Genomic DNA, 22,445 nt, shown 5'->3' with positions numbered 1-22,445 from the left:
TTCCTTGACTCCCACTCAGTTGTCGGTGACGTCGGACGAACGGGTCACCATCTTGTCGATGAAGCCGTATTCCAGGGCTTCTTCGGCGGTGAACCAGTGGTCACGGTCGTTGTCCTTGAGGATCTGCTCGAGTGACTTGCCGGTCTGCTCGGCGGTCAGCTCGGCCATCTGCTTCTTCATGTGCAGGATCAGCTCGGCCTGGATCTTGATGTCCGTGGCCGTGCCGCCGATGCCGCCCAGCGGCTGGTGCATGAGGATGCGAGCATGCGGTGTGGCGTAGCGCTTGCCCGGGGCACCGGAGGACAGCAGGAACTGTCCCATGGATGCGGCCATGCCCATTGCCACTGTCGACACGTCTGGCTTGATGTACTGCATCGTGTCGTAGATCGCCATTCCCGCGGTGACAGAGCCACCCGGGGAGTTGATGTACAGGGAGATGTCGGAATCGGGATCCTCGGCCGCCAGCAGCATCATCTGGGCACAGATCGCGTTGGCGTTGGAGTCACGCACTTCCGACCCGAGCCAGATGATGCGCTCTTTGAGCAGACGGTTGAAGATATGGTCGTCGAGGCCCATTGCCCCACCGGCGTCGAGGCCGACGGGCGCTGTCATTTCGTGTGCGCTCACGTTTCACTCCTGTTGGTCTTTGGTTGGCTTGATATGGACTCTAACTGCTCATCCACCACTTTTAGTCCGCGGCGGCACCCATGTTCGCCATCAGCGTGATCGTGGACTTGAAACCGAAAGTCGGATGGCAAGCACCCGAATCCCGCCGAGGCGGTTGTGCCCGAATGCGAAACGGTGGGCACGGAGTTCGATCCGTGCCCACCGTCAGGTGTGCTGATACCGCTGAGGCGGAGCAACCTCAGTTCTTGTCGTCGCCTTCTTCTGCGGCGGCGTCGGAATCGACGTCGGCCTCAGCTTCGGTCGACTCGACGTCAGCCTCGACCTCAGCCTCGTCTTCTGCCGGAGACGTGAACGCCTCCATGTCGACGACGTTGCCTGCGGTGTCCTTGACGACGGCACCGGCCAGGACTGCTGCCAGAGCCTTGCGACGTGAGACCTCCCCGACAAGGGCATTGACCTGTCCGGAGCTATCGAGCATCTGAGCGAACTCGTTCGGGTTCATCCCGTACTGCTGCGACGCGGAGATGAGGTATTCGATGAGCTCGGGCTGAGTCACCTCGACCTCTTCGGCTTCGGCGATCGCATCGAGGATGAACTGCGTGCGCAGATTGCGCTCGGTCTCCTCGGTGACCTCCTTGCGGTGCTCATCGTCGTCGAGGCGGCTCTCGGACTCGAGGTGACGCTCGACTTCGTCGGTGACGACCTTCTCCGGCACCGGCACGTTGAGCGTTTCGATGAGGGATTCGAGGACCTTGTCGCGAGCCTCGGCGCCCTGTGCGGTCTCTTTGGCCTTGCCTGCCTGCTCGCGCAGGTCCTCGCGCAGTTCGGCGATCGTGTCGAACTCGCTGGCCAGCTGAGCGAAGTCGTCGTCGGCCTCGGGCAGTTCGCGTTCCTTGACGGCACCGAGGGTGATCGAGACGGTTCCGGTCTCACCGGCGTGCTCGCCACCGGCGAAGGTGGTCTCGAACGTCGTGGTCTCCCCCGCCGACAGTCCGTCGAGTGCTTCATCCATGCCTTCGAGCATGGTGGCAGCACCGACCTGGTAGGAGATGTCCGAGGCGGTGTCGATCTCTTCGCCGTCGATGGTGGCGACGAGGTCGAGGGTGACGAAGTCGTCCGTGGCGGCAGGACGCTCGACAGCGGTCAGCGTTCCGAAGCGGGTGCGCAGCTGTTCCAGCTCTGCGTCGACATCTTCATCGGTGACCTCGATCGGGTCGACCTCGACGGAGATGGTGTCGTAGGCAGGCAGCGTGATCTCGGGACGCACATCGACCTCGACGGTGAAGGTCAGTTCGCCCTCTTCGGTTCCGTCGAGTCCGGGGACCTCTGAGATCTCGACCTCTGGCTGACCCAGCGGCTTGAGTTCGTTCTCTTCAACTGCTTCGCGGTAGAACCCGTCGAGGCCGTTGTTGACAGCCTCCTGGATCACGGCTGGACGGCCGATGCGCTGGTCGATGATGCGGGTCGGGACCTTGCCCTGGCGGAAGCCGGGGACGGCGACCTGGCCGCCGATGGTCTTGTATGCCTCGTCGACGCTCGGCTTGAGTTCGGCGTATGGGACTTCCACGCTGATCTTGACCCGGGTGGGGTCGAGTTGCTCGACGGAGCTCTTCACAGTGCGACCTTTCAAATTCGACAGTCATGCATTTTCGGCCATCTGCTGGCCGTGAGGGAGCGAAAGTCCACGATTGAGTTCGCGCACGTCCGCAAGACGCAGTCACCCATATTACGCGAAGCAGGGGACAAAACACGAAATCAGCGGCCGGCACACGACCACGAGTTCGCGAGGAGCGCAATCGGCGTGTCGGCCCGCAGGGCTCAGACGGTCGGCCCGGGCTCGACTGCGTCAGCCGTGCGGGTTCGCCAGCTCGTCGAGGCACAGGACGACATTGGACGCCGTCCATGACAGTGGGGCCACCGAAACTCCGACGCCGTCCTCGGTCACCTTCTCTGGCAGTGACCCTGCCGCGGTCCTGTGCTCGGCGAGCCAGTCGAGGATCCCATCAGCCTGTGCCGTGGCGCCGAGCCGGGCGTATCCGAGGCCCATGAGCGAAGTCGATGGGGTCCAGCTCGAGCGATCGAAGATCCATCCGTGTCCGGGTTTGATGCCGCCGGCAGGCTGCCGCAGTCGCTCCCATACGTGATCGAGGGTGGACGCTTCGAGCCCGAGCCCCGCTCCCGCAGCCGGCAGATAGGCGATAGCAGAGTCGAGTCCGCCGGAGGTCGGGTAGCGCTGCAGGCCGTTGGCGATGAAGGTGCGGGCGAAGGTGGCGTCGAAGGCCAGCGACGATTCGATGACTGAGGCCGGTCCCCCATCGATGTGGTCCCACAGCCCATCACCGCCCTCTGCCAGAGTGGCCATGGCCTGAAGTCCGATCAGTGTGGGACCGGCAATGCCCAGCGTGATCTGGGATTCCCCGACCTCCCAATAGTCCGGCGACACCGGCGGCAGTGCGCGCCCATTCTCGGTCAGCCGCAGCAGCAGGGCCGAGGACCGCCGGAGCATCGGCATCATGGCCGAGAGTGGTTCGTCCACCTTCCCGGTCTCCTCGGTTGGGTGAGGGCCGGCCTGCGGAGAGTGTCGTGCGGCAGCAGACTGGACTTCGCTCACCGCCCACAGAAGGAGGCCGACCGAGTCGGCCTGGGAAGCCCGATCGTCGGGGACCTGCCCTTGGTCGGGAGTGAAACGTGCAGCGAATGTCCCGTCCTCCGATTGGAGCGACTGGAGGTGGAGAAGGTGCTGCCAGGCCACGTCGACTGCCCCGACCCGAGCCAGCGCCACCGCGGCAAAGGCCGCGTCGCGGGGCCAGATGTAGCGCCAGGGCTGTGCCCAGCTGGCCACGGTGGCTGGCAGCGAATCCGTGAGCACCCAGAGGTCAAGCAGCGCCGAGGTGGCGAGGTCGCGCCGATGAGCAGGCAGGCTGTCCAGCCACGGCTGGCACACTGCGAGGAACTTCTGCTGGCGCAGCAGCGGTCCGGGGTCTCCGATGTCGGGCATCACCCGTGAGTTCTGGGGCAGTTGTTCCCAACCGTCGTCGCCGATGCTGGAACGCCCTTTCGCCGAGGTGAAGGCGACGGTGACCGAACGGACAGGGTCGACGCGCTGTGCAGCCCCGAAGAGTCCGGTGGTCGTCGATGTCGCGAAACCGGCACCGAGGAGTCCCGCACCTGCCAGTGCCCCGGTGAGCACCTGACGACGACTGGGCCGCAGTGTGCGGCCTCGACGTCGAGGCGGGACTGGTTCCATCGGGAATGTCGCTTTCTGCTGCGGGCTGCTGAAGAGCTGTCGCCACAGGAGGGGTGTGGCCACACGAGGTGTGTCAGAGAATCCTACTCGCAGGAGCAGTCCCAGAAAACAGAGAAGCCGGCCGGACTCGAAGGTCCGACCGGCTTGTGGAGGGGATGACGGGAATCGAACCCGCACCATCAGTTTGGAAGACTGAGGCTCTACCATTGAGCTACATCCCCGTGTTGCGTTAACGACTATAGTCGACTTCCTCACCTGCGGCAAAATCGACCGATCATGACCTGCATCACAGAGCCCGAAGCCGGCTCCAATCGCTTCCAATCGCGGCCGCGATTGAATCGGCGACGGGGCGAGAACGAGAGATGACAGCCGGATCTGTTCGCGGGAGCGGCTGTGTGAGGTGCATCCCATTCGTGCATTCGACAGGATTCGATGTGCATCCTGAGCGCCGCATGTGGTTAGATTGTCTTCGTCGCGGGATGTGGCGCAGCTTGGTAGCGCATCTGTTTTGGGAACAGAGGGTCGCAGGTTCAAATCCTGTCATCCCGACGAAAATGAAAAGCCACTCGAACTGCGGTTCGGGTGGCTTTCTTCGTATCATTGGCACCACACTCATCGCACGATGACGGCAGAAGGTGCACGGCTCATGCAGATGTCAGCCCTCACGCAGACCCGAATCGCAGGCGCTCTTCTGTGCGCCTTCCTCCTCACTGGTTGCGGTTCGAACTCATCGGAGTCGGGACCACCCAGCCAAACACAGTCTCAGCGTGCTCAGGACGGGACGACCGCCTCGGCGCCTAGCTCATCCCGCGAGACCAACGCGGATCGCGCACCGGAAGTCGTCGCTCAGGGCCTCGAAGCACCGTGGTCGATCGCCTTCTATCGGGGCAGCGCACTTGTCAGCGAACGCGATTCCGGTCGCATCCTCGAAATCAGCCCCGACGATCCGAGCCAGGCACGGGTGGTCACGACCGTTCCCGGTGTGGCAACTTCTGGCGAGGGCGGCCTGTTGGGCCTGGCCGTGCATGATGATGTCCTCTTCGCGTACTCCACTGGTGCCGAGGACAACAGAATCCAACGCTTCCCTCTGTCCGGTCAGGCGGGTGCCATCGAGAGCGGAGCCCCGGACACCATCCTCGACGGAATCGCTCGGGCCAGATTTCACAACGGCGGTCGTCTCGCGTTCGGCCCCGACGGCATGCTCTTTGCCACGGTCGGCGATGCGGGTGTTCCGAAGGCGGCGCAGGACCCAGAATCGCTCTCAGGCTCGATCCTGCGCATCACACCGGAGGGCGAGGTTCCCGCCGACAATCCGAACCCGGATTCCCCCGTCTATTCCTACGGTCACCGTAATCCGCAGGGGCTGGCGTGGTCAGAGGACGGCACGATGTATGCCAGCGAGTTCGGACAGGAGAACTGGGACGAGCTCAACATCATCGAACCCGGCGGCAACTACGGGTGGCCGGACGTCGAAGGGGTCGCAGCCGACAGCGCTTCGGAGTCGAGCGCCGACTTCATCGATCCGGTGGCGCAGTGGACGCCGGATGAGGCGAGTCCGAGTGGTATCGCCATCGCGAACGGCGCAATCCTCATCGCCAACCTGCGCGGGGAGGTCCTGCGCCGCGTGCCACTCGATGACACCGGCACGGCGAAGACGCTCTATGGGAACGACTTCGGCCGTCTCCGCGACGTGGTGGTCACGGACGACGGCGAGGTGTGGATGCTCACGAACAATACGGACGGCCGCGGGGATCCGGGCGCCGATGACGGCCGGATCCTCCGCGTGCCGGCACCGAGCGCGAAGGGGTGAAGCGAACTCCCCTCAGCGAGTGAAGTCGATGATCTGGCGCACGACTGTGCCGTCGGCCAGAGCATCGAAGGCACTGTTGAGGTCGTCGAGGCCGATGGTGTCGGAGATGAGCTCTTCGACGGGCAGCTTTCCCTCTCGCCACAGGTCGGCGTAGACCGGGATGTCACGGCTGGGCACTGCCGAACCGAGGTACGAGCCGATCACGGTCCGAGCCTCGGCCGTCAGCGTCACAGGGGTGATGTGGGCTTGCGCCTCCGGTGAGGGCAGACCGACCGTGACCGTGGTGCCGCCGACCGCAGTGGAGTTGAATGCAGTCTCGAATGCCCGTGGGTGTCCGACGCACTCGATGACAATCGGAGCCTTCCGGTCTCCGAGCTCCTCCGGAGTGAAGACCTCGACTGCGCCGAGTTCCTTGGCGCGGACGAGTTTGTCGGGATTCGCATCGACCCCGATGACACCTGCGGTGTCGATGGACAGCGCAGTGATCAGTGCCGCCATGCCGACTCCGCCGAGGCCGACGATCATGACCTCATCCTCAGGTCCGGGGGCTCCGACGTTGAGGACCGCTCCCCCTCCGGTGAGCACCGCACAGCCGAGAACCGCGGCGATCGGCGCCGGAACATCGGAGCCCACGGGCACGACCGAGGCGCGGTTGAGCACGGCATGGGTGGCGAAGACTGACGCGCCGAGGTGGTGGTTGACCTCCGCTCCCGTGTGGTCGTGGAGGCGCACCTTGTGGCCGTCGAACGGCAGCGTTCCCGCACCGTTCGTCGCGCTGCCCGGGGTGCAGGGCAGTTTGCCGTCGGTGAGGCAGTTCGCGCATTCCCCGCAGCGGGGCAGAAACACCGTGACGACCTGGTCGCCGACGCTGAGGTCGTCGACCCCGTCGCCGAGCTTCTCCACGATGCCTGCACCCTCATGCCCGAGCAGCATGGGCAGGGGCCGCGGCCTGTTGCCGTCGACGACCGAGAGGTCCGAATGGCACACGCCCGCCGCACTCATGCGGACGAGTATCTCGCCCGGGCCCGGCTCATCGAGTTCGAGCTCCTCAATCGTCATCGGCTGCGAATTCGCGAAGGGACGTTCGAGTCCCATCTCGCGCAGCACGGCACCGCGGACCTTCACAGGCCTGCCTGTCCCTCTGCTTCGTACTTCGCCATGATCCGGATCCGACGCTCGTGGCGTTCGTCCCCGGAGAAGGGCTGCGCGAGGAAGGCGTCGACGATGGCGATGGCGTCGGCCTCAGAGTGCTGCCGGGCACCGACAGCGACGATCTGCGCATTGTTGTGCTCGCGGGCGAGCTTCGCGATCTCCGGGTTCCACGCCAGAGCGGTGCGTGCGCCCGTGACCTTATTCGCAGCCATCTGCTCGCCGTTGCCCGAGCCGCCGATGACGACGCCGAGAGCATCGACGCCAGCTGCCTGGTCATCGACGACGCCCTGCGCGGCGGCGATGCAGAAGGCGGGATAGTCGTCGAGTGCGTCATATTCGAGGGCACCGTGATCGACGACGTCGAATCCGGCATCGACGAGGTGGGTCTTGAGGATCTCTTTGAATTCGAATCCTGCGTGGTCCGTGCCGAGATGAACCTTCATACGTCCGCTCCTTGGTGTCTGCTCTGTCTGCAGTCCCGGGCATGGGCGCTCGGGACTGTTCTGTGGGTAGGGGTGCCGCAGCCGTGCGAGACGGCTCGGCGGCGCGAATTCAGCTGAAGTCCGGGCCCTGGTCGCGGGTGCGCTTGAGCTCGAAGAATCCCGGCGTCGAGGCGACGGCCAGCACTCCGTCGAAGAGGCGTCCTGCATCCTCGCCCTTCGGGGCGGGGGTGACGACGGGGCCGAAGAAGGCGGTCCCGGCAACCCGGCAGATGGGGGTTCCGACGTCGTCGCCGACCAGAGACAGAGCTTCGTCATGCGAGGCCTGCAGTGCCGCGTCGTATTTATCGCTCTCGCCGTACTGCATCAGTTCGGCGGGCAGACCGACCTCGGCCAGTGCCTCCGAGACGGCCTTGTCGAAGTCCTTCTCACCACCGGGGTGGATGCGCGTGCCGATCGCCGTGTAGAGGGGTTCGGCGACCTCGTCACCATGTTCGGCGATGGCTGCGGTGACGATGCGCATCGGGGCCAGCGCACGGTTCATCAGTTCCCGGTAGTCGTCGGGGAGGTCCTTGTCCCGGTTGAGGATGTTGAGGCTCATGACGTGGAACTTCACATCGATGTCGCGCACTTTGGCGACTTCGAGGCCCCACCGTGACGTCATCCATGCCCAGGGGCAGGCCGTGTCGAACCACAGGTCAAGTGTTTCTCTGCTCAATTTCGCTCCTCATTAGTCTGGGCGCGGGCGCAGGCTGTGCGTCCACGATCTCCGAGGCCAATTTATCAAGCCTCGGCCCCCGAGAGGAATGCGTCCATGAAAGAATGGCCGAGTACACCCGGACTCGAAGTGGAGGTCACCCACCAGTGCCCCAATACAACCTCACCCGTGAAGAAGCGCGCAGGCGTGCATCCCTCGTCGACGTCTCGAGCTATGAGAACACTCTGATTCTCACTGGAGAGGGCGAGACCTTCCGGGTTCGCTCCCGCATCCGCTTCACCGCAGTGCCGGAGTCGACGACGTTCATCGATGCCATCACGTCCAGCGTCGAACGCATCCGCCTCAACGGCCTCGACCTCGAACCCGCCGAGGTGGTCGCACCGTCGCGCATCACCCTGCCCGGACTCGCCGTCGAGAACGAGCTCGTCATCGATGCGCATTTCCATTACATGAACACGGGTGAGGGGCTGCACCGTTTCGTCGATCCCATCGACGGCGAGACCTATCTCTACTCGCAGTTCGAGGTCCCCGACGCTCGCCGCGTCTTCCCGGTCTTCGAGCAGCCCGACATCAAGGCACCGTTCTCGTTCACGGTCGTCGCACCGGAGGCCTGGACGGTGGTGTCGAACTCCCCCACGCCCATTCCCGGTGATCCCGGCGAGACCTTCACGGACCTCGGCGAGGAACCGGTCGAGGGCACCGCTGTGTGGCAGTTCGCCCCGACAACACCGATCTCGTCCTACATCACTGCGATCATCGCCGGCCCCTACCGCAGCGTGCATTCGGAGCTGACTTCCTCCGACGGGTCTCCCGTGCCGCTGGGTCTGTACTGCCGCGAGTCGCTGTTCGAGCACCTCGATGCCGATAGTCTCTTCGCCATCACTCGGGCGGGCTTCGAGTTCTACGAACGTGAGTTCGGGGTGGCCTACCCATTCGAGAAGTACGATCAGCTCTTCGTCCCGGAATTCAATGCGGGGGCCATGGAGAACGCCGGAGCCGTGACGATTCTCGAGAACTACGTCTTCCGGTCACGTCCCACCCAGGCTCTCGTCGAACGACGAGCGGTCACCGTCCTGCACGAACTCGCCCACATGTGGTTCGGCGATCTGGTGACGATGCGCTGGTGGAACGATCTGTGGCTCAACGAGTCGTTCGCCGAGTTCATGTCGACCCTGGCCACGGCCGAGGCGACGGAGTTCACCGAGGCGTGGACGACGTTCGCCACGATCGAGAAGTCGTGGGCCTACCGTCAGGACCAGTTGCCGAGCACCCACCCGATCGTCGCGAGCATCGAAGACCTCGCCGACGTCGAGGTCAACTTCGACGGCATCACCTATGCCAAGGGCGCCTCTGTGCTCAAGCAGCTGGTGACGTGGGTCGGGCGCAAGGAGTTCTTCGCAGGCCTCACGTCCTACTTCGACAAGCACGCGTGGTCGAACACCGAACTGTCCGACCTCCTCGACGAGCTCGAGGCCACGAGCGGTCGTGACCTGTCCACCTGGTCGAAGCTGTGGCTCGAGGAGTCCGGTGTCAACCTCATCGAGGCCGATCTCGAGACCCGACCGTCGACAGACACCGGCTCCGACGCCGAGGTGGTCTCCACCCTGCGCGTGACCCAGAAGCCGTGGACCATCGACGGACAGCCCGTGCCTTCCCTGCGCCCTCATCGCCTGGCCATCGGATTCTATTCCGACAATGGGACCGGCCGACTCGTACGCACGCATTCGTTCCCCATCGACATCGATTCCGCGGAGACCACAGTCGCCGAGGCTGTCGGACTGACCAAGCCCGACGTCGTCATCGTCAACGACGAGGACCTCACGTATGCGAAGGTGCGCTTCGACGAGTCGAGCATGCGCACTGCCGCCGAACGCATCGCGGACTTCGACGATTCGCTCACCCAGCTGCTCGTGCTCGGAACACTCTGGGACGCAGTACGCGACGGAGAGCGTCCCGTCCGTGACTACATCGACACCGTGCTGTCGGGCCTCGGTGAGATCACCCACTCCTCCGGCCTGCTGACCCAGATGCGTCAGCTCGAGACAGCGGTGGGACGTTACCTGCCGCCCTCCGAGCGGGCGGAAGCACATGGACAGGTAGCCGATCGGCTCTCCGAACTGCTCGACTCGATGCCCGGCGGAACCGACCAGGCTTTCCAGTTCGTGCACGGCTTCGTCAAGCACGCGACGACAGACGCACAGCTGACCCGGGTGCGGTCGTGGCTCGACGGGGACGCCGACACGATCTACGGCATCAGCCTCGACACCGATCTCAGGTGGGACATCGTCATCGGACTCGCCGGCCACGATGCGATCGACGACACGGTCATCGCGACCATGGCGAAGGACGATCCGAGTGCCACGGGGGCACGTCAGGCGGCGACCGCCCGCAGCTCCCGCCCCACCTCGGCGGCGAAGTCACGTGCGTTCTCCCGGATGATCGACGACGTCGACCTCCCGAACTCGGAGCTCGGGGCTCTGGCCCTGGGATTCTCCGCGGGCCTGCAGGCGGACACGGGCGACATCGTCGCTGCCGAGGCACCGCTACGGGACTTTGCGACAGAGTACTTCCAGCGCGTATCGGGATGGTGGGAGACGAGGACGCTCGAAATGGCGCAGACCATGACACTGCGTCTGTTCCCACCGGTCAGCGACCAGACAGTCTCGGCCGCACGAGACTGGCTGGCCGCTCATCCGGCCGCGCCGAAGGGTCTGCTGCGTCTGATGCGCGAGAACCTCGCCGACGCCGAACGCGCGCTGACCGTTCAGGGAGTGTCCAGGCGTTCCAAGGCGACACTGACCTTTGGTCGTTAAGCTCGAGGCATCATGACTTCGCACGTTTTCAACTACGACCTCCTGTCCGCACCCAAGATCGATTGGGACTTCCTCCTCGACGCTCCGTTGCGGATCCTCGTCATCATCGTCGGCGCCATCGTGCTCAACATGGTGATGCGGCTCTTCATCAGACGATTCTCCACAGCGGTGGCAAAAGGCACTGTCGGCAGCGAGAATTCTGGAGACCGCGGCAAGTTCTCGTCCTCGGTCATTGAGGCGCAGCGCACCGGCATCGAGCCGACTGTCATCCGTGAGCGTCGTGCGCAGCGAGCGAAGACGGTCGGCCGAATGCTGGGTTCGCTGGCGACGATTATCATCAGCGTCATCGCCATCCTCATGGTCCTCGACCAGCTGAACTTCAACATCGCGCCCATCCTCGCCTCGGCGGGAATCGTCGGTGTGGCATTGGCCTTCGGTGCACAGGAACTCGTCAAGGATTACCTCTCCGGGTTCTTCATGGTCATCGAGGACCAGTACGGCATCGGGGACACCGTCGATCTCGGTGAAGCCGTCGGCGAGGTCGAGGACTTCGGTCTCCGCAAGACCGCGGTCCGCGATCTCACAGGCACTCTGTGGCATGTGCGCAACGGTGAGATCATGCGAGTCGGAAACCTCTCGCAGGGTTGGGCTCGAGCCGTGCTCGAGATCCCCGTCGGCTACTCCACGTCCATGGATACCTACCGTGAGATCACAGAGACGGTGACGGCCGCCATGACCAAGGACACCGAGGTTGCCTCCGCAATGCTGGGAATGCCCGAGATCGCCGGTGTCCAGTCGCTCTCGGCCGAGTACCGGGTCATCAGGACCATGATCAAGACGAAGCCCAACCTGCAGTGGATGGTGGAGCGGGCGTTCCGTGCGGAACTCACAAACGAGTTTGACAGGCGCGGCATTCGCATTCCGATCGAGCAGGAGACCGTCCTCCGGACCCTGCCCCGTGAGTCATCCGAGACGAACAGCACCAACGTGAACAGCACCGACGCGCAGGGACTCGACGCTCGCGACGACCGCACTCCTCGGGAGACAGCGTCACGGCCGGCTTCACCCGGTCCACGGCAACGCAGCGATTCCCCCTCGCCGCTGCCCAGCGACGATGAGATCCGCGCGACCACCGATGAGTCCGGCACGGACAATGACACTGCAGATGGAGACGACTGAGCGTGACGCAGACATCCAATGAGACCATCTTCGAGGCTGTCGGCGGTCACACCACCTTCACCCGACTCGTCGACGTCTTCTACGACCACGTCGATGCCGATGAGGTCCTCATCGCGATGTACCCCGAGGGACACGACCTGACCGGTGCCAAGCACCGGCTGCAGATGTTCCTCGAGCAGTACTTCGGCGGACCGACGGCGTATCAGGAGGAGCGGGGGCATCCACGCCTGCGGATGCGCCACTTCCCCTTCCCAGTCGACTCCGACGCCCGCGACCGCTGGCTGCGGTGCATGCGCGCTGCTCTCGACGATGTCGAGCTTCCGCCCCTCTACGACGAGGTCTTCTGGGACTACTTCCAGCGCGCGGCGACGGCCATGGTCAATACCAACAGCACCGGCGCCTGAGGCGCACAGTTCAGCTCTTCGCCCGGGTGAGCAGATGACCGCCCGGGGTCACGACGCGCAGCCAATTCTTCGAGCCCATGAGCTCATATTCGTCGGCCCCGGATTCGGGAACGAACTTCAGGCCGCTGGCAGCGAATGCCAGTCCCCCGGGCAGTTCAGTGCCGTCGGCTGCGCTCATCGGCCTCGACCACACACGTGAGCGCAGGCCCTTGACCGCGTGTGATCCGGCCCCTTCAGGTGCGCCGACGCTGATCTCTTCGATTCCAGCACTCGCAGTGGACCGGAGCAGGTCACCGCTGATCCGATCACGCTGAGTCCACTCCCCTCTCGGTGGGGCGATGCCCGACCACGACACGAGCATCGAATTCGGTGGCACCGGCAGTTCGGTGCCGTTCTCCTCGCGCGCCAGACGGTCCTTGAGGTTGGTCAGGGGAACCACCTCGTCGAGTCCGTCCTGCTCCGGTCCCCTCAGGCGCAGCATCCGCATAGCCAGGACCAGCGGAGTGGAGTCTCCGATGCCGTGCGGGTAGAGCGGAGCCACGGTGACGACGAGGACGGTCGAGGACACCTGCAGGCGCATCGCACCGTCGGGGTCCAGCCGGTGCGCCAGAGTCGTGAACGCGTTCAGGTCTTTCATCGCCAGCGGATCGGCGATCGTCAGGCTCGTCATCGGCGCTGCCTCCGCATCGGGACCGAAGGGCGCCGGATAGACTCCAGCGCTTCGATTTCGTCCTCGCGAAGACGTCGCGGCCTCCCTGATGCGATGTCGACGAATACGATGACGGTCTCGGCGACGGTGTAGGCGGTGCTGCCGTCAGGCTCGGCGATGACGTAGCCGACTGTCACCGAGGCGGGCTTGACCTCGCTGATGACGACGTCGACGGCGATCGCGCCCGGACGATAGCCGATCGGCCGACGGTATTCGATCGCATGAGAGGCGACCAGGAGTTCGGTGGTGGCCGAGGCAGCGGCGAAGATCTCCGGGATCTCGATCCCGGTCACTGTCTCTTCGGAACCGGGCAGGCCCGGGGTCAGAGGGGCGTCGGAACTGTGCGTGGGCGAGCCCAGTGCACGCACCCGCGCCTCCTCGAGCAGTCTCAGCTGGGTGACGTTGTTGACGTGGCCATAGGCGTCCATATCACCCCATCTCAGCTCCAGCAGTACGCGCGTGAATTCGTTCAGAAGGGGATTGGTGGTGCCTGTGTGCATGGTTCCCATCATGCCACCTTCAGCACAGCCGGTGCGCTCACGATAGGATCGTGGACAGTGCAAACCCACATTCTTCTCGCAGGCTGGAGGCCCTTATGAGCGATGCCGAACCGAACACCGCTGAGGCGAACGTCGCCACTCTGCGTCGTCTGCTCGAACTGGAGCCGCTGACCTCGACTTCAGCGTCCCGGGAGAGCGACTTCTTCATCGGACACAGCCAGTACAAGCCCGACGGACGAGTCTTCGGCGGCCAGGTGCTGGCACAATGCGTCGTCGCCGCTGCTGCGACGCTGCCAAAGGATCGTCTCATCCACTCGCTGCATGGATACTTCCTGCGCGCCGGAGACGTCAGCGAACCGATCGAGTTCGGCGTCGAGCGTCTGCGCGACGGACGCTCGTTCTCCGCCCGGCGCGTTCACGCCTATCAGAAGAACGCGCCCATCCTCTCACTCATCGCCTCATTCCAGGACGAGCAGGAGGGCCTCGAACACGCCGAGGCGATGCCGACCGGACTGCCTGCGCCCGAGGACTGCCCCGACGTGCGAGACATCGTCAGAGACGATGAGTCGGCGCAGGCCACGGAGTGGCTGAAGAAGCGCCCCTTCGAGGTCCGTCCTGTCGAGTCGTCGCTGTACCTGAAATCGACGGACGACCGTCAGCGCCACGAACAGCATGTCTGGTTCCGTGCCAGCTCGCACTTCGGCGACGACCCCGTGCTCAACGCGGCTGCCCTCGCGTACGCCAGCGACTTCAACCTGCTCGAGCCGGTGCTGCGCCGGCAGGGTCTGACCTGGACGTCTCCGGGACTGCGCGTGGCCAGCCTCGATCACGCGATGTGGTGGCACAGGCCCGTCCGGGTCGATGAATGGATGCTCTACGTCCAGGAGTCCCCATCCGCGCAGGGTGGCCGCGGACTCGGCTATGGTCGCATCTTCTCCCGCTCGGGTCAGCTACTGGCCACAGTCGCCCAAGAGGGCATGGTCCGCGTCAAGACGCAGCACAGCGAGGTCACACCATGAGCCGCGACACTGCCATGATGGAGATCCTCGGCTCGATACTCAGCCGCCTGGTCAATGTCGCGCTCGGCATCGTCATCTCCATCCTCGCCTTCGTCTGGCTGGTCGAGCACACGACGCTGCATATGGCGCTCGATGCTGTGCTGGCCATCCTGATCGGCGTCGCCGGCACGTTCATCATCAGATTCGTGTTCAAGATGGTCATGCACCTCGTCAGCCTGTTCCGCTGACCTCGAGCTCGTGGGCTCGATGCAGCCTCCGACGAACTCGAAGCCACTCACATGAGAACAGCAGTGCCCCGGCCTCAGACCGGGGCACTGCTGTTCTCTGAGCTTGCTCGTCGGCGACGTCCGCGCGTGAACGCGGGAGGCTTCCGAGGAACGAACTGGCTCAGTCGCGCGTGAGGCGACGGTGAGTCACACGATGAGGACGGGCCGCGTCCTCGCCGAGGCGCTCGACCTTGTTCTTCTCGTAGGATTCGAAGTTGCCTTCGAACCAGTACCAGTTCGCGGGTTCTTCCTCCGTGCCCTCCCAGGCAAGGATGTGCGTTGCCACACGGTCGAGGAACCACCGGTCGTGCGAGACGACCACGGCACAGCCCGGGAACTCGAGCAGAGCGTTCTCCAGCGATCCGAGAGTCTCAACATCGAGGTCGTTGGTCGGCTCATCGAGGAGCAGCAGGTTTCCGCCCTGTTTGAGAGTCAACGCCAGGTTGAGGCGGTTTCGCTCACCACCGGAGAGCACTCCGGCCTTCTTCTGCTGGTCCGGACCTTTGAAGCCGAACGCCGAGACGTAGGCGCGAGACGGCATCTCAACGTTGCCCACCTGGATGAAGTCGAGTCCGTCGGAGACGACCTCCCACAGGTTCTTGTTCGGGTCGATTCCGCCACGGGACTGGTCGACGTACGAGATCTTGACGCTGTCGCCGATCTTGAGATCGCCGCCGTCGATCTCTTCGAGGCCGACGATGGACTTGAACAGCGTCGTCTTGCCCACGCCGTTGGGTCCGATGACACCGACGATGCCGTTGCGCGGCAGTGAGAAGCTCAGGCCGTCGATGAGGAGACGGTCGTCGAAGCCCTTCCGCAGCTTGTCGGCCTCGATGACGATGTCGCCCAGGCGGGGACCTGCAGGGATCTGGATCTCTTCGAAATCGAGCTTCTTCGTCTTCTCGGCTTCAGCCGCCATCTCCTCGTAGCGTGCCAGACGAGCCTTCGACTTCGTCTGCTTCGCCTTCGGGTTCGAACGGACCCATTCGAGTTCGTCCTTGAGGCGCTTGGAGAGCTTCGCGTCCTTCTTGCCCTGGACCTGCAGACGCTCCTGCTTCTTCTCCAGGTAGGTCGAGTAGTTGCCCTCGTAGGGGTAGAGGTGACCGCGGTCGATCTCGGCGATCCACTGGGCCACGTGATCGAGGAAGTACCTATCGTGCGTGATCGCGATGACGGCGCCGGGGTACGAAGTCAGGTGCTGCTCCAACCACAGCACCGATTCGGCGTCGAGGTGGTTCGTCGGCTCGTCGAGGAGCAGCAGATCGGGCTTCTCGAGGAGGAGCTTGCAGAGCGCGACGCGGCGGCGCTCACCACCAGAGAGGACGCTGACGTCAGCGTCCGGCGGCGGGCAGCGCAGTGCGTCCATGGCCTGTTCGAGCTGGGAGTCGAGATCCCAGGCTTCTGCCGCGTCGATGGCTTCCTGGAGCTTGCCCATCTCCTCCATCAGGGAGTCGAAGTCGGCGTCAGGGTTGGCCATCTCTTCGGAGATCGCGTTGAAGCGATCGAGCTTGGCCTTGATCTCGGCAACGCCCTCTTCGACGTTGCCCAGCACCGTCTTCTCCTCATTGAGAGGAGGCTCCTGCAGGAGGATGCCGACGGAATATCCCGGGCTGAGCTTGGCTTCACCGTTGGAGGGCTGTTCGAGGCCCGCCATGATCTTGAGGATGGTCGACTTGCCGGCTCCGTTGGGACCGACCATGCCGATCTTCGCTCCGGGATAGAACGACATCGACACGTCATCGAGAATGACTTTGTCACCGTGCGCTTTGCGCGCCTTGTGCATGGTATAGATAAATTCGGCCATAGTGGCCCCAGGCTATAGGCTCAGCACACCCAAGTGCCAATTGAGCCCACGTTGCGACAGGCCTCGACACGGCCATAGCAGCGGACGAGGACAGCTGGACTCAGCCGCCGCCGAGCGACGGGGCCTTGCCTGAGGTGTCACCGTTGGACGACGAGCTCTCAGACGATGAGCCGGACGACGATGATCCGTCAGATGACGACGCCGAGGACCCTTCGGAATCGGAGGCCGAGCTGGAACCATTCGACGTCGAGTCGCCGGCTGGTGCTGAGGGACTCTGCGTGCTGCCGTCCTTGCCGTTGATGTCTTCGCCCGGCAGGTGGCCGGCGCCGTTGGAGTCGCCGTCCTTCTCACGCTTCTCACCCTTGGGCGCTTTGACGCCCTTGGGGCGGTCCACGTCGCCGATCAGGCAGGCACCCGTCGATTCTGTGGGCTGCATCAGCTCCGCGGTTGCCTTACCCTTGCGGATCTCACCGACGACGCAGCCTTTGGCGGTCTTGACGCCGAACATCTTCGAAGGCACGTCATTGCCTAGTGGTGAGGAGTCGAGCGTGGCTTCAAGCTGATCAGCGTCGTATCCGGCATCCATCAGAGTGGAGAACAGCTTCTTCGTCGACGGAACGGACTCCTCGTTGCCGGTCAGCGGCTCGAGCGCCTTGACCACCTTGTCGACCTCGGCCACAGGCTTGGCCGACGTCGGAGCGGGCGCAGGTTCGGAGTCGTCACCTCCGAAGCCCAGGAGCGAACAGCCCGACAGGGCGATGGTCAGGACTCCGATGCCCAGCAGGGGTACGACACGCATCAACAACCTCGGCGGGAGGGGAACGATTAACAGTCTCACTGTAGCCGATTTGCGGGGAAGTCACTGTCAGGCGGACTGGATTCGACACCTCCTCGCATGACTTACGGCCCGTGGGTGCCGAAGACTCAGAACGGAGCAGCAACGGCAGCTGTGTCACGGGCGATCGCATCGTCATTGCTCTCCAGTTCGGTCTCTTCAGATCCGGTGTCCTCGAGGTCGGCCCGCCCGGTATCGTCGCTGCTGAGATCATTGCCGGCGACATCCCGTCCGGTGTCCCCCGGCGACGAGTCGAGGGAGTACTCCCCCGGCTCAGCAGCCTCAGTCGTCTGCGTCGGACCACTCGTGCCGTAAGTGCCCCAGCCGCTGTCGGGCGCTGCGTCAGCAGACTCCGACCCGCTCTGGTGCGAGGATGCCTGCTGTCGGCCGCCGCCGACCTTCTGATAGTTCGCGGTGCCGAAGCGCAGGTCGGGCCCGACATGCTCGGCGATGACCGTCGGCGCCAGACCGGTTTTGCCCTCGGCCGTCCACTCCCGGATCTTCAGTCCGCCTTGAATGATGATGGCCATCCCAGGGGTGATCGACATCGCGGCGTTGCTGGCCAAGGGGCCGTAGCAGTCGATGCCGAACCACGATGTCGAGTCCTGGGTGTACTCTCCTGTCGCTTTGTCGAGCTTCCAGTGATTGACGGCAAGCCGGAAGGACGCGCAGGCCCGTCCCGACGGCAGAACCTTGCTCTGCGGAGCCGTGGCCACTGTGCCACAGAGATTGATCGGAATGCTGGACATCGAACTGCCTCTTCTCTTATCGAGTGTGCGACCTCGTCAGGTCCGTACCGGCCAACTGCTTCGGTCGGCGGCGCAGGTGATGAGAACCGCATGGACTTCCATTGAGTCCGGCTGGGGCGGTCAGTGTCCAGAGACGAGAAATGCCCTGTGGACACGTGTTCGGCGTCCACAGGGCATCAGCACACGAGTGGAGACCACCTGTGCACTCAAGTGCTAGCTGAGCATGTCATAGGCCCGTCGATGTTCGGCGATGACCGCATTCACGGGCTGCAAGTAGGAGCTCTGAGCCACCGACCCGACAGCACTGCGCAGTTTGCCGTCCACGTCCCGTGCTGCCTCGTCAGCGCCCTTGTGCCGTGCGGACTTGGCGACCAGCGAGGTCACGACGGAACCGATGATGCCGAGGGCCAACAGGCCGATGCTCACTGCCCAAGTCCAGCCGGGAACTGCTCCGGAGCCCACCAGGGCGACCACTGCGGTGACAATCACGCCGAGCAGTCCGAGGATCGTCGCGGCGAAGAAGATGATCTGCAGGATGCCGGCCAGTGACCACCATCCGGGTCGGAGACGTTCGATATCCACACCTGTGACGGCCGAGTCGAGGGTCTCCGAGAGCTCGGTCGTGCTCGTCTTCTCTGCTTCCGCGGCAGCACTCTGCCAGGGCCTGGGCATCGAGGACACGGACTCGGTGATGAGTTCGTGGGCCATGAGACGCACTTGGGAGCTCTGTGTTCGGCTCGTGGCCGGAACTGAGGCGCGGACGAGCTCGTCACGCTCCTGCCCGTGCTTGGCACCCAGTGGGTCAGGGGCATTTCGCTGCATCCACGCGAGAACCGGGTAGCCGGTCTTGCGGTAGGCGCGGCGAATGTAGTCGTCGTGGACAGTCTGCGAGACGGCTTCGACGCCTGCAGCATCTGACATAGTCTCGACGAGGCGGGAGGCACCGGGACGTTCGTCAGGCGCAGCCACAGGTTCTCCGAGCTCGCCCTGGATCCGCTTGGCCATCCCCTGCATGTCGGAGAGCAGGCGTTCGGCCGCAGCCTGCTTGGAGTCGACGGTGTCGGCGAGGATCGACCGCAGCTGAGGTATGCCGTCGCGGGAGACTGCCGAGGACATGTGAACCTCGGTGTCGGTGAGTCCGTCCTCGTTGAGCAGCTGCCGCAGATCGTCTGCTGCCGCCTTCTGCTCCTCGACGCTGAGCTTGTCGATCTGGTTGAGGACGACGACCATGTTCGAGCTGTTCTCTGCCAGCTTCGCGAGGTATTCCGAGTGGAGTGAGAAGTCGGCGTACTTCTGCGGGTCGACGACCCAGAACACGACATCGACGAGACCGACGAGACGATCGGACTCGACGCGGTGGGCGACAGCGGTCGAATCATGGTCGGGAAGGTCGAGGAGGATGAGTCCGTGGAGCTTGCGCTGATCATCGCCGTCAAGAGCCGATTCGCGCCAGGTCCGACTGCGCTCCGGCACATGCAGCCAGTTGAGGAGCTCGTTGCCGCCTTCGCCCCAGACGCAGGCGGTGGGACGCGAAGTTGTGGGCCGGCGCACTCCGACGCGTGCGATCTCGAGACCGGCGACAGCGTTGAACAGCGACGACTTGCCCGATCCCGTCGATCCGGCGAAGGCGACGACGGTGAAGTCCTCCCCCAGCCCCAGACGGTCGTCCGAGCGGTCGAGGAGATTCTGTGCGTCGGCACGAACCTCTGCGCTGAGCTTGTCGGGACCCAACGACAGCGAGTGCCGGATGCCTTCGGCCAGACGCCTGATCTCGGTCTGTGCGGGAGTGTTCACAATGCCACCTCAAGTCGATCACCGGAGGCGCGCAGGGCACCCGATTGCCGCGCCGGTACCGCGGATAGTCCCAATACATTGTCGAAGGGCTCGCGGCAGTCGCCGACGATGCCCGCGGCCGCACCCAGGAATCGATCCCTGATCGATGCGACGAGGCTGACGGCTTCCTGCTCGCCGAAGATCGTGCCTGCCAAGCTCAGCGCAACTCGTGCGTCATTGCGAGAGGCTTGGCCGCCGGTCTCCGTGTGCTTCGGGTCCCAGAACGCGGCATATTCCACGACTGCGCAGACTCCGGCGACGCCGAACGAGAGGATCCTCGCTTTGGACTTCTTCCCCTGCCCGATGTCACGCACGAGTGCGTTGACTTCGTTCGCCCAGCCGCTGACTGCAGCCTTGACCGTCTCCTCGAGGTTGCCGGCGACCTGTCGCAGCTCCGGGTGGGCGTCGATGAGCGCCGATCCTGCCGCATCACGCTGCCACCGGGCATTGACTCCGTCTACGACTCCGATCGCCTGTTCGCGCAGTGAGATCGCGGCGCTGCGGAGGATCGCGATGTGCAGAGGAGAGGCCGCGTCGTGCTTGCCGGTGACGGCCGCAGAGATCCTGTCGCGCATCCGGGCCATGGTCGGTTCCAAACCGCGGAAGAGCTGCCCCGTGCCGACGAAGTCCTGCCACCTGGCGTTGACTTCACCGTGGAGGACCCGCCCGTCCGAGAACACTTCGGACAGACCATCGTGAGCTGTTCTGAATTCCTGGTCGAGACTCTGCTGAAGGCCGACGTAGGCACCTTCCTGCGTCTCGACGAAATCGGCCAGCGACTTCACCTGAGCCGGCAGTGCACCGATCGATCCGGAGAGCGTCCGCTGACGGATCCTCTCCTGCGAACGTCCTTCCGAGCTGACCTGGCGGATCCAGGAGCGGATGGGATAGATCGCGGAATGGGGCAGAAGTCCGTCCTCGAGATCGAGTTCGGCGACGGAGAAGATCGGTGAGCTGGCGAGTCCGGCCTCAGCGAGCAGACTCGAAAGGTGGTGCCTGACCTCCCTGTTGGCTTCCGGCGGAACCCGGTCGAGGACGATCGCCACTGACGTGTTCCTGACGGCGGCATCCTTGAGCAGCGCCCATGGCGCGGCATCGGCGTACCGATTGGCGGTAGTCACGAACATCCACAGATCGGCGCTCATGAGAATGCGCCGAGCCAGGTAGCGGTTGGATTCTGCGATGGAGTCGATGTCAGGGCAGTCGAGGACTGCTGTCCCGGGTTCGATCCCGTCATCGGAGATGAGCACAACGGCGGGAGTCGGTGACTCCGGGTCGGAACTGCGGGGCAGGTCGGAGAGGAAGCTCTGCGACTCGAAGAACTTCGCGTCTGCGGGATTGTGGACCACGACGGGGTTGCCCGTCGTCGGTCGCCGTACACCGGCAGGGCTGACTGAGCGTCCGACGAGCGAATTGACCAGCGTCGACTTACCGGCGCCGGTCGAACCGCCGACCGCGATGAGGAACGGCGTCCGTGTCCGGTTGATCCTCGGCAGGAGATAGTCCGTGAGCTCCGAGGACAGTTTCCTGTGGAGTTCGCGACCCTCGGCCGAGTCATCGGTCTGCATGGTGAAGCGGGTTTCCGAGATTCGCTTCGCGATATCGCTCAGCGCCCCTCCTACTGGCGGCGTCACGGCACTCTTGCTGTCTGTCATCACGCATCCACTCTCTACGTTTTCCCAGCTGTGCACCAATTGCCACGCCGTAGCGGTGGTCAATTGCTCTTACAGTGCCTGTCTCCGGGACGCTCAGCGCCCGTATCGGAGGCCGCCGCGAACATCATCGGGCAGCAGTCATGAAGGGGGTCTGCTGGGATGGGGAGTACCCCCGGCGGGGCTCGAACCCGCGACCTACCGCTTAGAAGGCGGTTGCTCTATCCTACTGAGCTACGGAGGCTCAAATATCCTAACCGATGGCCGCAGCAGAAAAGAAAGCGGCCCTCGCCAGAGCCCGGAGAGTCTTCTCCGAACTCCGACGAGGACCGTCGGTTCCTGGGCAGCTGCTCGGGCCGTTCACATCAACCGCCGTCGGTGATGTCGAATGCCCTGATGTTCAGCAGATGCGGTCAGTAGATGCGACTGACACGCTCCAACGACTTGCGCACCGTGACGAATGAAACCATCACGAGGCCTGTCAGAGCGAGGATCACGGCGACCGCTTCGATCGCAAACGCGAAGTCAACGATGATCGGGAAGAATCCCGCTGCCATGAACCCCAGCAGAGCAACCATCGTCAGTGCGGTGGCAGTAGTGAAAAACGTGGACCCGTTCATTGCTCATCTCCTTCGTAGTCCTATTTGAAGACTAGCTCCGATTGAGACGCACGTCACTAGGAATTCGC

20 protein-coding genes and 3 tRNA genes are annotated in these 22,445 nt (G+C 64.0%); 7 read left to right on the top strand and 16 right to left on the bottom strand.

What is annotated here, in order from left to right; all coding sequences use genetic code 11:
* Positions 1 to 15: 15 nt before the first annotated feature.
* The 4 genes from MPN20_RS00335 to MPN20_RS00320 all read right to left on the bottom strand — a co-directional run bounded on the left by MPN20_RS00335 (position 16) and on the right by MPN20_RS00320 (position 4,095).
* Entirely contained in the window at positions 16 to 612 is a 597-nt protein-coding gene (locus tag MPN20_RS00335; protein ID WP_242778218.1) for an ATP-dependent Clp protease proteolytic subunit, read from the bottom strand.
* A 253-nt stretch (positions 613 to 865) separates the two neighbouring features.
* On the bottom strand, positions 866 to 2,242 hold the full coding sequence (gene tig, locus MPN20_RS00330) for a trigger factor (RefSeq protein ID WP_242777966.1): 1,377 nt from the start codon (positions 2,240 to 2,242) through the stop codon (positions 866 to 868).
* 231 nt (positions 2,243 to 2,473) lie between these two features.
* Positions 2,474 to 3,937 (bottom strand): hypothetical protein, encoded by a 1,464-nt coding sequence (locus MPN20_RS00325; RefSeq protein WP_242777963.1) that lies wholly within the window; start codon positions 3,935 to 3,937, stop codon positions 2,474 to 2,476.
* 84 nt (positions 3,938 to 4,021) lie between these two features.
* Positions 4,022 to 4,095, bottom strand: a tRNA-Gly gene (locus tag MPN20_RS00320).
* Between the two features lie 254 nt (positions 4,096 to 4,349).
* Here MPN20_RS00320 and MPN20_RS00315 point away from each other — a divergent pair.
* Positions 4,350 to 4,423, top strand: a tRNA-Pro gene (locus tag MPN20_RS00315).
* A 97-nt stretch (positions 4,424 to 4,520) separates the two neighbouring features.
* Positions 4,521 to 5,684, top strand: coding sequence for a PQQ-dependent sugar dehydrogenase (locus tag MPN20_RS00310; RefSeq protein ID WP_242777961.1), 1,164 nt, complete (start codon positions 4,521 to 4,523; stop codon positions 5,682 to 5,684).
* A gap of 12 nt (positions 5,685 to 5,696) precedes the next feature.
* On the opposite strand, the gene MPN20_RS00305 is transcribed toward MPN20_RS00310, so the two are convergent.
* The 3 genes from MPN20_RS00305 to MPN20_RS00295 all read right to left on the bottom strand — a co-directional run bounded on the left by MPN20_RS00305 (position 5,697) and on the right by MPN20_RS00295 (position 7,994).
* Positions 5,697 to 6,809 carry an alcohol dehydrogenase catalytic domain-containing protein gene (locus tag MPN20_RS00305; protein WP_242777958.1) on the bottom strand — a complete coding sequence of 371 codons (1,113 nt, stop codon included), beginning with the start codon at positions 6,807 to 6,809 and terminating at the stop codon, positions 5,697 to 5,699.
* Positions 6,806 to 7,279 (bottom strand): ribose-5-phosphate isomerase, encoded by a 474-nt coding sequence (locus tag MPN20_RS00300; RefSeq protein WP_242777955.1) that lies wholly within the window; start codon positions 7,277 to 7,279, stop codon positions 6,806 to 6,808. The genes MPN20_RS00305 and MPN20_RS00300 overlap by 4 nt, the downstream gene beginning before the upstream one ends.
* Positions 7,280 to 7,388: 109 nt before the next feature.
* Positions 7,389 to 7,994, bottom strand: a complete 606-nt coding sequence (locus MPN20_RS00295) for a DsbA family protein (protein WP_278189532.1) — start codon at positions 7,992 to 7,994, stop codon at positions 7,389 to 7,391.
* A gap of 146 nt (positions 7,995 to 8,140) precedes the next feature.
* Here MPN20_RS00295 and pepN point away from each other — a divergent pair, with 146 nt between their 5' ends.
* From pepN to MPN20_RS00280, 3 genes are read left to right on the top strand one after another with little or no spacing between them, the layout of a single operon-like run.
* Positions 8,141 to 10,807: an aminopeptidase N gene (pepN, locus tag MPN20_RS00290; protein ID WP_242777952.1), complete on the top strand. Its 2,667-nt coding sequence runs from the start codon at positions 8,141 to 8,143 to the stop codon at positions 10,805 to 10,807.
* Between the two features lie 12 nt (positions 10,808 to 10,819).
* The gene (locus MPN20_RS00285) at positions 10,820 to 11,986 is read left to right on the top strand and encodes a mechanosensitive ion channel family protein (protein WP_242777949.1); all 1,167 of its coding nucleotides are present in this window, start codon (positions 10,820 to 10,822) and stop codon (positions 11,984 to 11,986) included.
* A 2-nt stretch (positions 11,987 to 11,988) separates the two neighbouring features.
* Positions 11,989 to 12,390, top strand: coding sequence for a globin (locus tag MPN20_RS00280; RefSeq protein ID WP_242777946.1), 402 nt, complete (start codon positions 11,989 to 11,991; stop codon positions 12,388 to 12,390).
* A gap of 10 nt (positions 12,391 to 12,400) precedes the next feature.
* Here MPN20_RS00280 and MPN20_RS00275 read toward each other — a convergent pair whose 3' ends face one another.
* Positions 12,401 to 13,060 (bottom strand): hypothetical protein, encoded by a 660-nt coding sequence (locus MPN20_RS00275; protein WP_242777943.1) that lies wholly within the window; start codon positions 13,058 to 13,060, stop codon positions 12,401 to 12,403.
* Positions 13,057 to 13,608 carry a thioesterase family protein gene (locus MPN20_RS00270; RefSeq protein ID WP_242777940.1) on the bottom strand — a complete coding sequence of 184 codons (552 nt, stop codon included), beginning with the start codon at positions 13,606 to 13,608 and terminating at the stop codon, positions 13,057 to 13,059. The genes MPN20_RS00275 and MPN20_RS00270 overlap by 4 nt, the downstream gene beginning before the upstream one ends.
* A gap of 86 nt (positions 13,609 to 13,694) precedes the next feature.
* Here MPN20_RS00270 and MPN20_RS00265 point away from each other — a divergent pair, with 86 nt between their 5' ends.
* Positions 13,695 to 14,618 carry an acyl-CoA thioesterase II gene (locus MPN20_RS00265; protein WP_242777937.1) on the top strand — a complete coding sequence of 308 codons (924 nt, stop codon included), beginning with the start codon at positions 13,695 to 13,697 and terminating at the stop codon, positions 14,616 to 14,618.
* Positions 14,615 to 14,845 (top strand): hypothetical protein, encoded by a 231-nt coding sequence (locus MPN20_RS00260; RefSeq protein ID WP_242777934.1) that lies wholly within the window; start codon positions 14,615 to 14,617, stop codon positions 14,843 to 14,845. The genes MPN20_RS00265 and MPN20_RS00260 overlap by 4 nt, the downstream gene beginning before the upstream one ends.
* A 160-nt stretch (positions 14,846 to 15,005) precedes the next feature.
* Here the strand turns inward: MPN20_RS00260 and ettA are convergent, their stop codons facing one another.
* From ettA to MPN20_RS00225, 7 genes are all read right to left on the bottom strand, one after another.
* Positions 15,006 to 16,688 (bottom strand): energy-dependent translational throttle protein EttA, encoded by a 1,683-nt coding sequence (gene ettA, locus MPN20_RS00255; RefSeq protein WP_242777931.1) that lies wholly within the window; start codon positions 16,686 to 16,688, stop codon positions 15,006 to 15,008.
* 100 nt (positions 16,689 to 16,788) lie between these two features.
* On the bottom strand, positions 16,789 to 17,487 hold the full coding sequence (locus MPN20_RS00250; protein WP_242777928.1) for a hypothetical protein: 699 nt from the start codon (positions 17,485 to 17,487) through the stop codon (positions 16,789 to 16,791).
* 125 nt (positions 17,488 to 17,612) lie between these two features.
* Positions 17,613 to 18,272, bottom strand: a complete 660-nt coding sequence (locus MPN20_RS00245) for a single-stranded DNA-binding protein (protein WP_242777925.1) — start codon at positions 18,270 to 18,272, stop codon at positions 17,613 to 17,615.
* A 213-nt stretch (positions 18,273 to 18,485) separates the two neighbouring features.
* The gene (locus MPN20_RS00240) at positions 18,486 to 20,066 is read right to left on the bottom strand and encodes a GTPase (RefSeq protein WP_242777922.1); all 1,581 of its coding nucleotides are present in this window, start codon (positions 20,064 to 20,066) and stop codon (positions 18,486 to 18,488) included.
* Positions 20,063 to 21,760, bottom strand: a complete 1,698-nt coding sequence (locus tag MPN20_RS00235; protein ID WP_242777919.1) for a dynamin family protein — start codon at positions 21,758 to 21,760, stop codon at positions 20,063 to 20,065. Before MPN20_RS00235 ends, MPN20_RS00240 begins: the two co-directional genes overlap by 4 nt.
* Positions 21,761 to 21,927: 167 nt before the next feature.
* Positions 21,928 to 22,001, bottom strand: a tRNA-Arg gene (locus MPN20_RS00230).
* 169 nt (positions 22,002 to 22,170) lie between these two features.
* Positions 22,171 to 22,377, bottom strand: coding sequence for a hypothetical protein (locus tag MPN20_RS00225; RefSeq protein ID WP_242777916.1), 207 nt, complete (start codon positions 22,375 to 22,377; stop codon positions 22,171 to 22,173).
* Positions 22,378 to 22,445: the final 68 nt, after the last annotated feature.

This window comes from Brevibacterium sp. ZH18 (genome assembly GCF_022748595.1).
GTDB lineage: Bacteria > Actinomycetota > Actinomycetes > Actinomycetales > Brevibacteriaceae > Brevibacterium.
This window is presented reverse-complemented; position numbering and strand designations above follow the sequence as displayed.

Coding starts and splice junctions, on each gene's coding strand:
- MPN20_RS00335 (WP_242778218.1), bottom strand. CDS start 612: ATGACAGCGCCCGTCGGCCTCGACGCCGGTGGGGCAATGGGCCTCGAC.
- MPN20_RS00310 (WP_242777961.1), top strand. CDS start 4,521: ATGCAGATGTCAGCCCTCACGCAGACCCGAATCGCAGGCGCTCTTCTG.
- MPN20_RS00300 (WP_242777955.1), bottom strand. CDS start 7,279: ATGAAGGTTCATCTCGGCACGGACCACGCAGGATTCGAATTCAAAGAG.
- MPN20_RS00285 (WP_242777949.1), top strand. CDS start 10,820: ATGACTTCGCACGTTTTCAACTACGACCTCCTGTCCGCACCCAAGATC.
- MPN20_RS00275 (WP_242777943.1), bottom strand. CDS start 13,060: ATGACGAGCCTGACGATCGCCGATCCGCTGGCGATGAAAGACCTGAAC.
- MPN20_RS00270 (WP_242777940.1), bottom strand. CDS start 13,608: ATGGGAACCATGCACACAGGCACCACCAATCCCCTTCTGAACGAATTC.
- MPN20_RS00265 (WP_242777937.1), top strand. CDS start 13,695: ATGAGCGATGCCGAACCGAACACCGCTGAGGCGAACGTCGCCACTCTG.
- MPN20_RS00260 (WP_242777934.1), top strand. CDS start 14,615: ATGAGCCGCGACACTGCCATGATGGAGATCCTCGGCTCGATACTCAGC.
- ettA (WP_242777931.1), bottom strand. CDS start 16,688: ATGGCCGAATTTATCTATACCATGCACAAGGCGCGCAAAGCGCACGGT.
- MPN20_RS00250 (WP_242777928.1), bottom strand. CDS start 17,487: ATGCGTGTCGTACCCCTGCTGGGCATCGGAGTCCTGACCATCGCCCTG.
- MPN20_RS00245 (WP_242777925.1), bottom strand. CDS start 18,272: ATGTCCAGCATTCCGATCAATCTCTGTGGCACAGTGGCCACGGCTCCG.
- MPN20_RS00235 (WP_242777919.1), bottom strand. CDS start 21,760: ATGACAGACAGCAAGAGTGCCGTGACGCCGCCAGTAGGAGGGGCGCTG.
- MPN20_RS00225 (WP_242777916.1), bottom strand. CDS start 22,377: ATGAACGGGTCCACGTTTTTCACTACTGCCACCGCACTGACGATGGTT.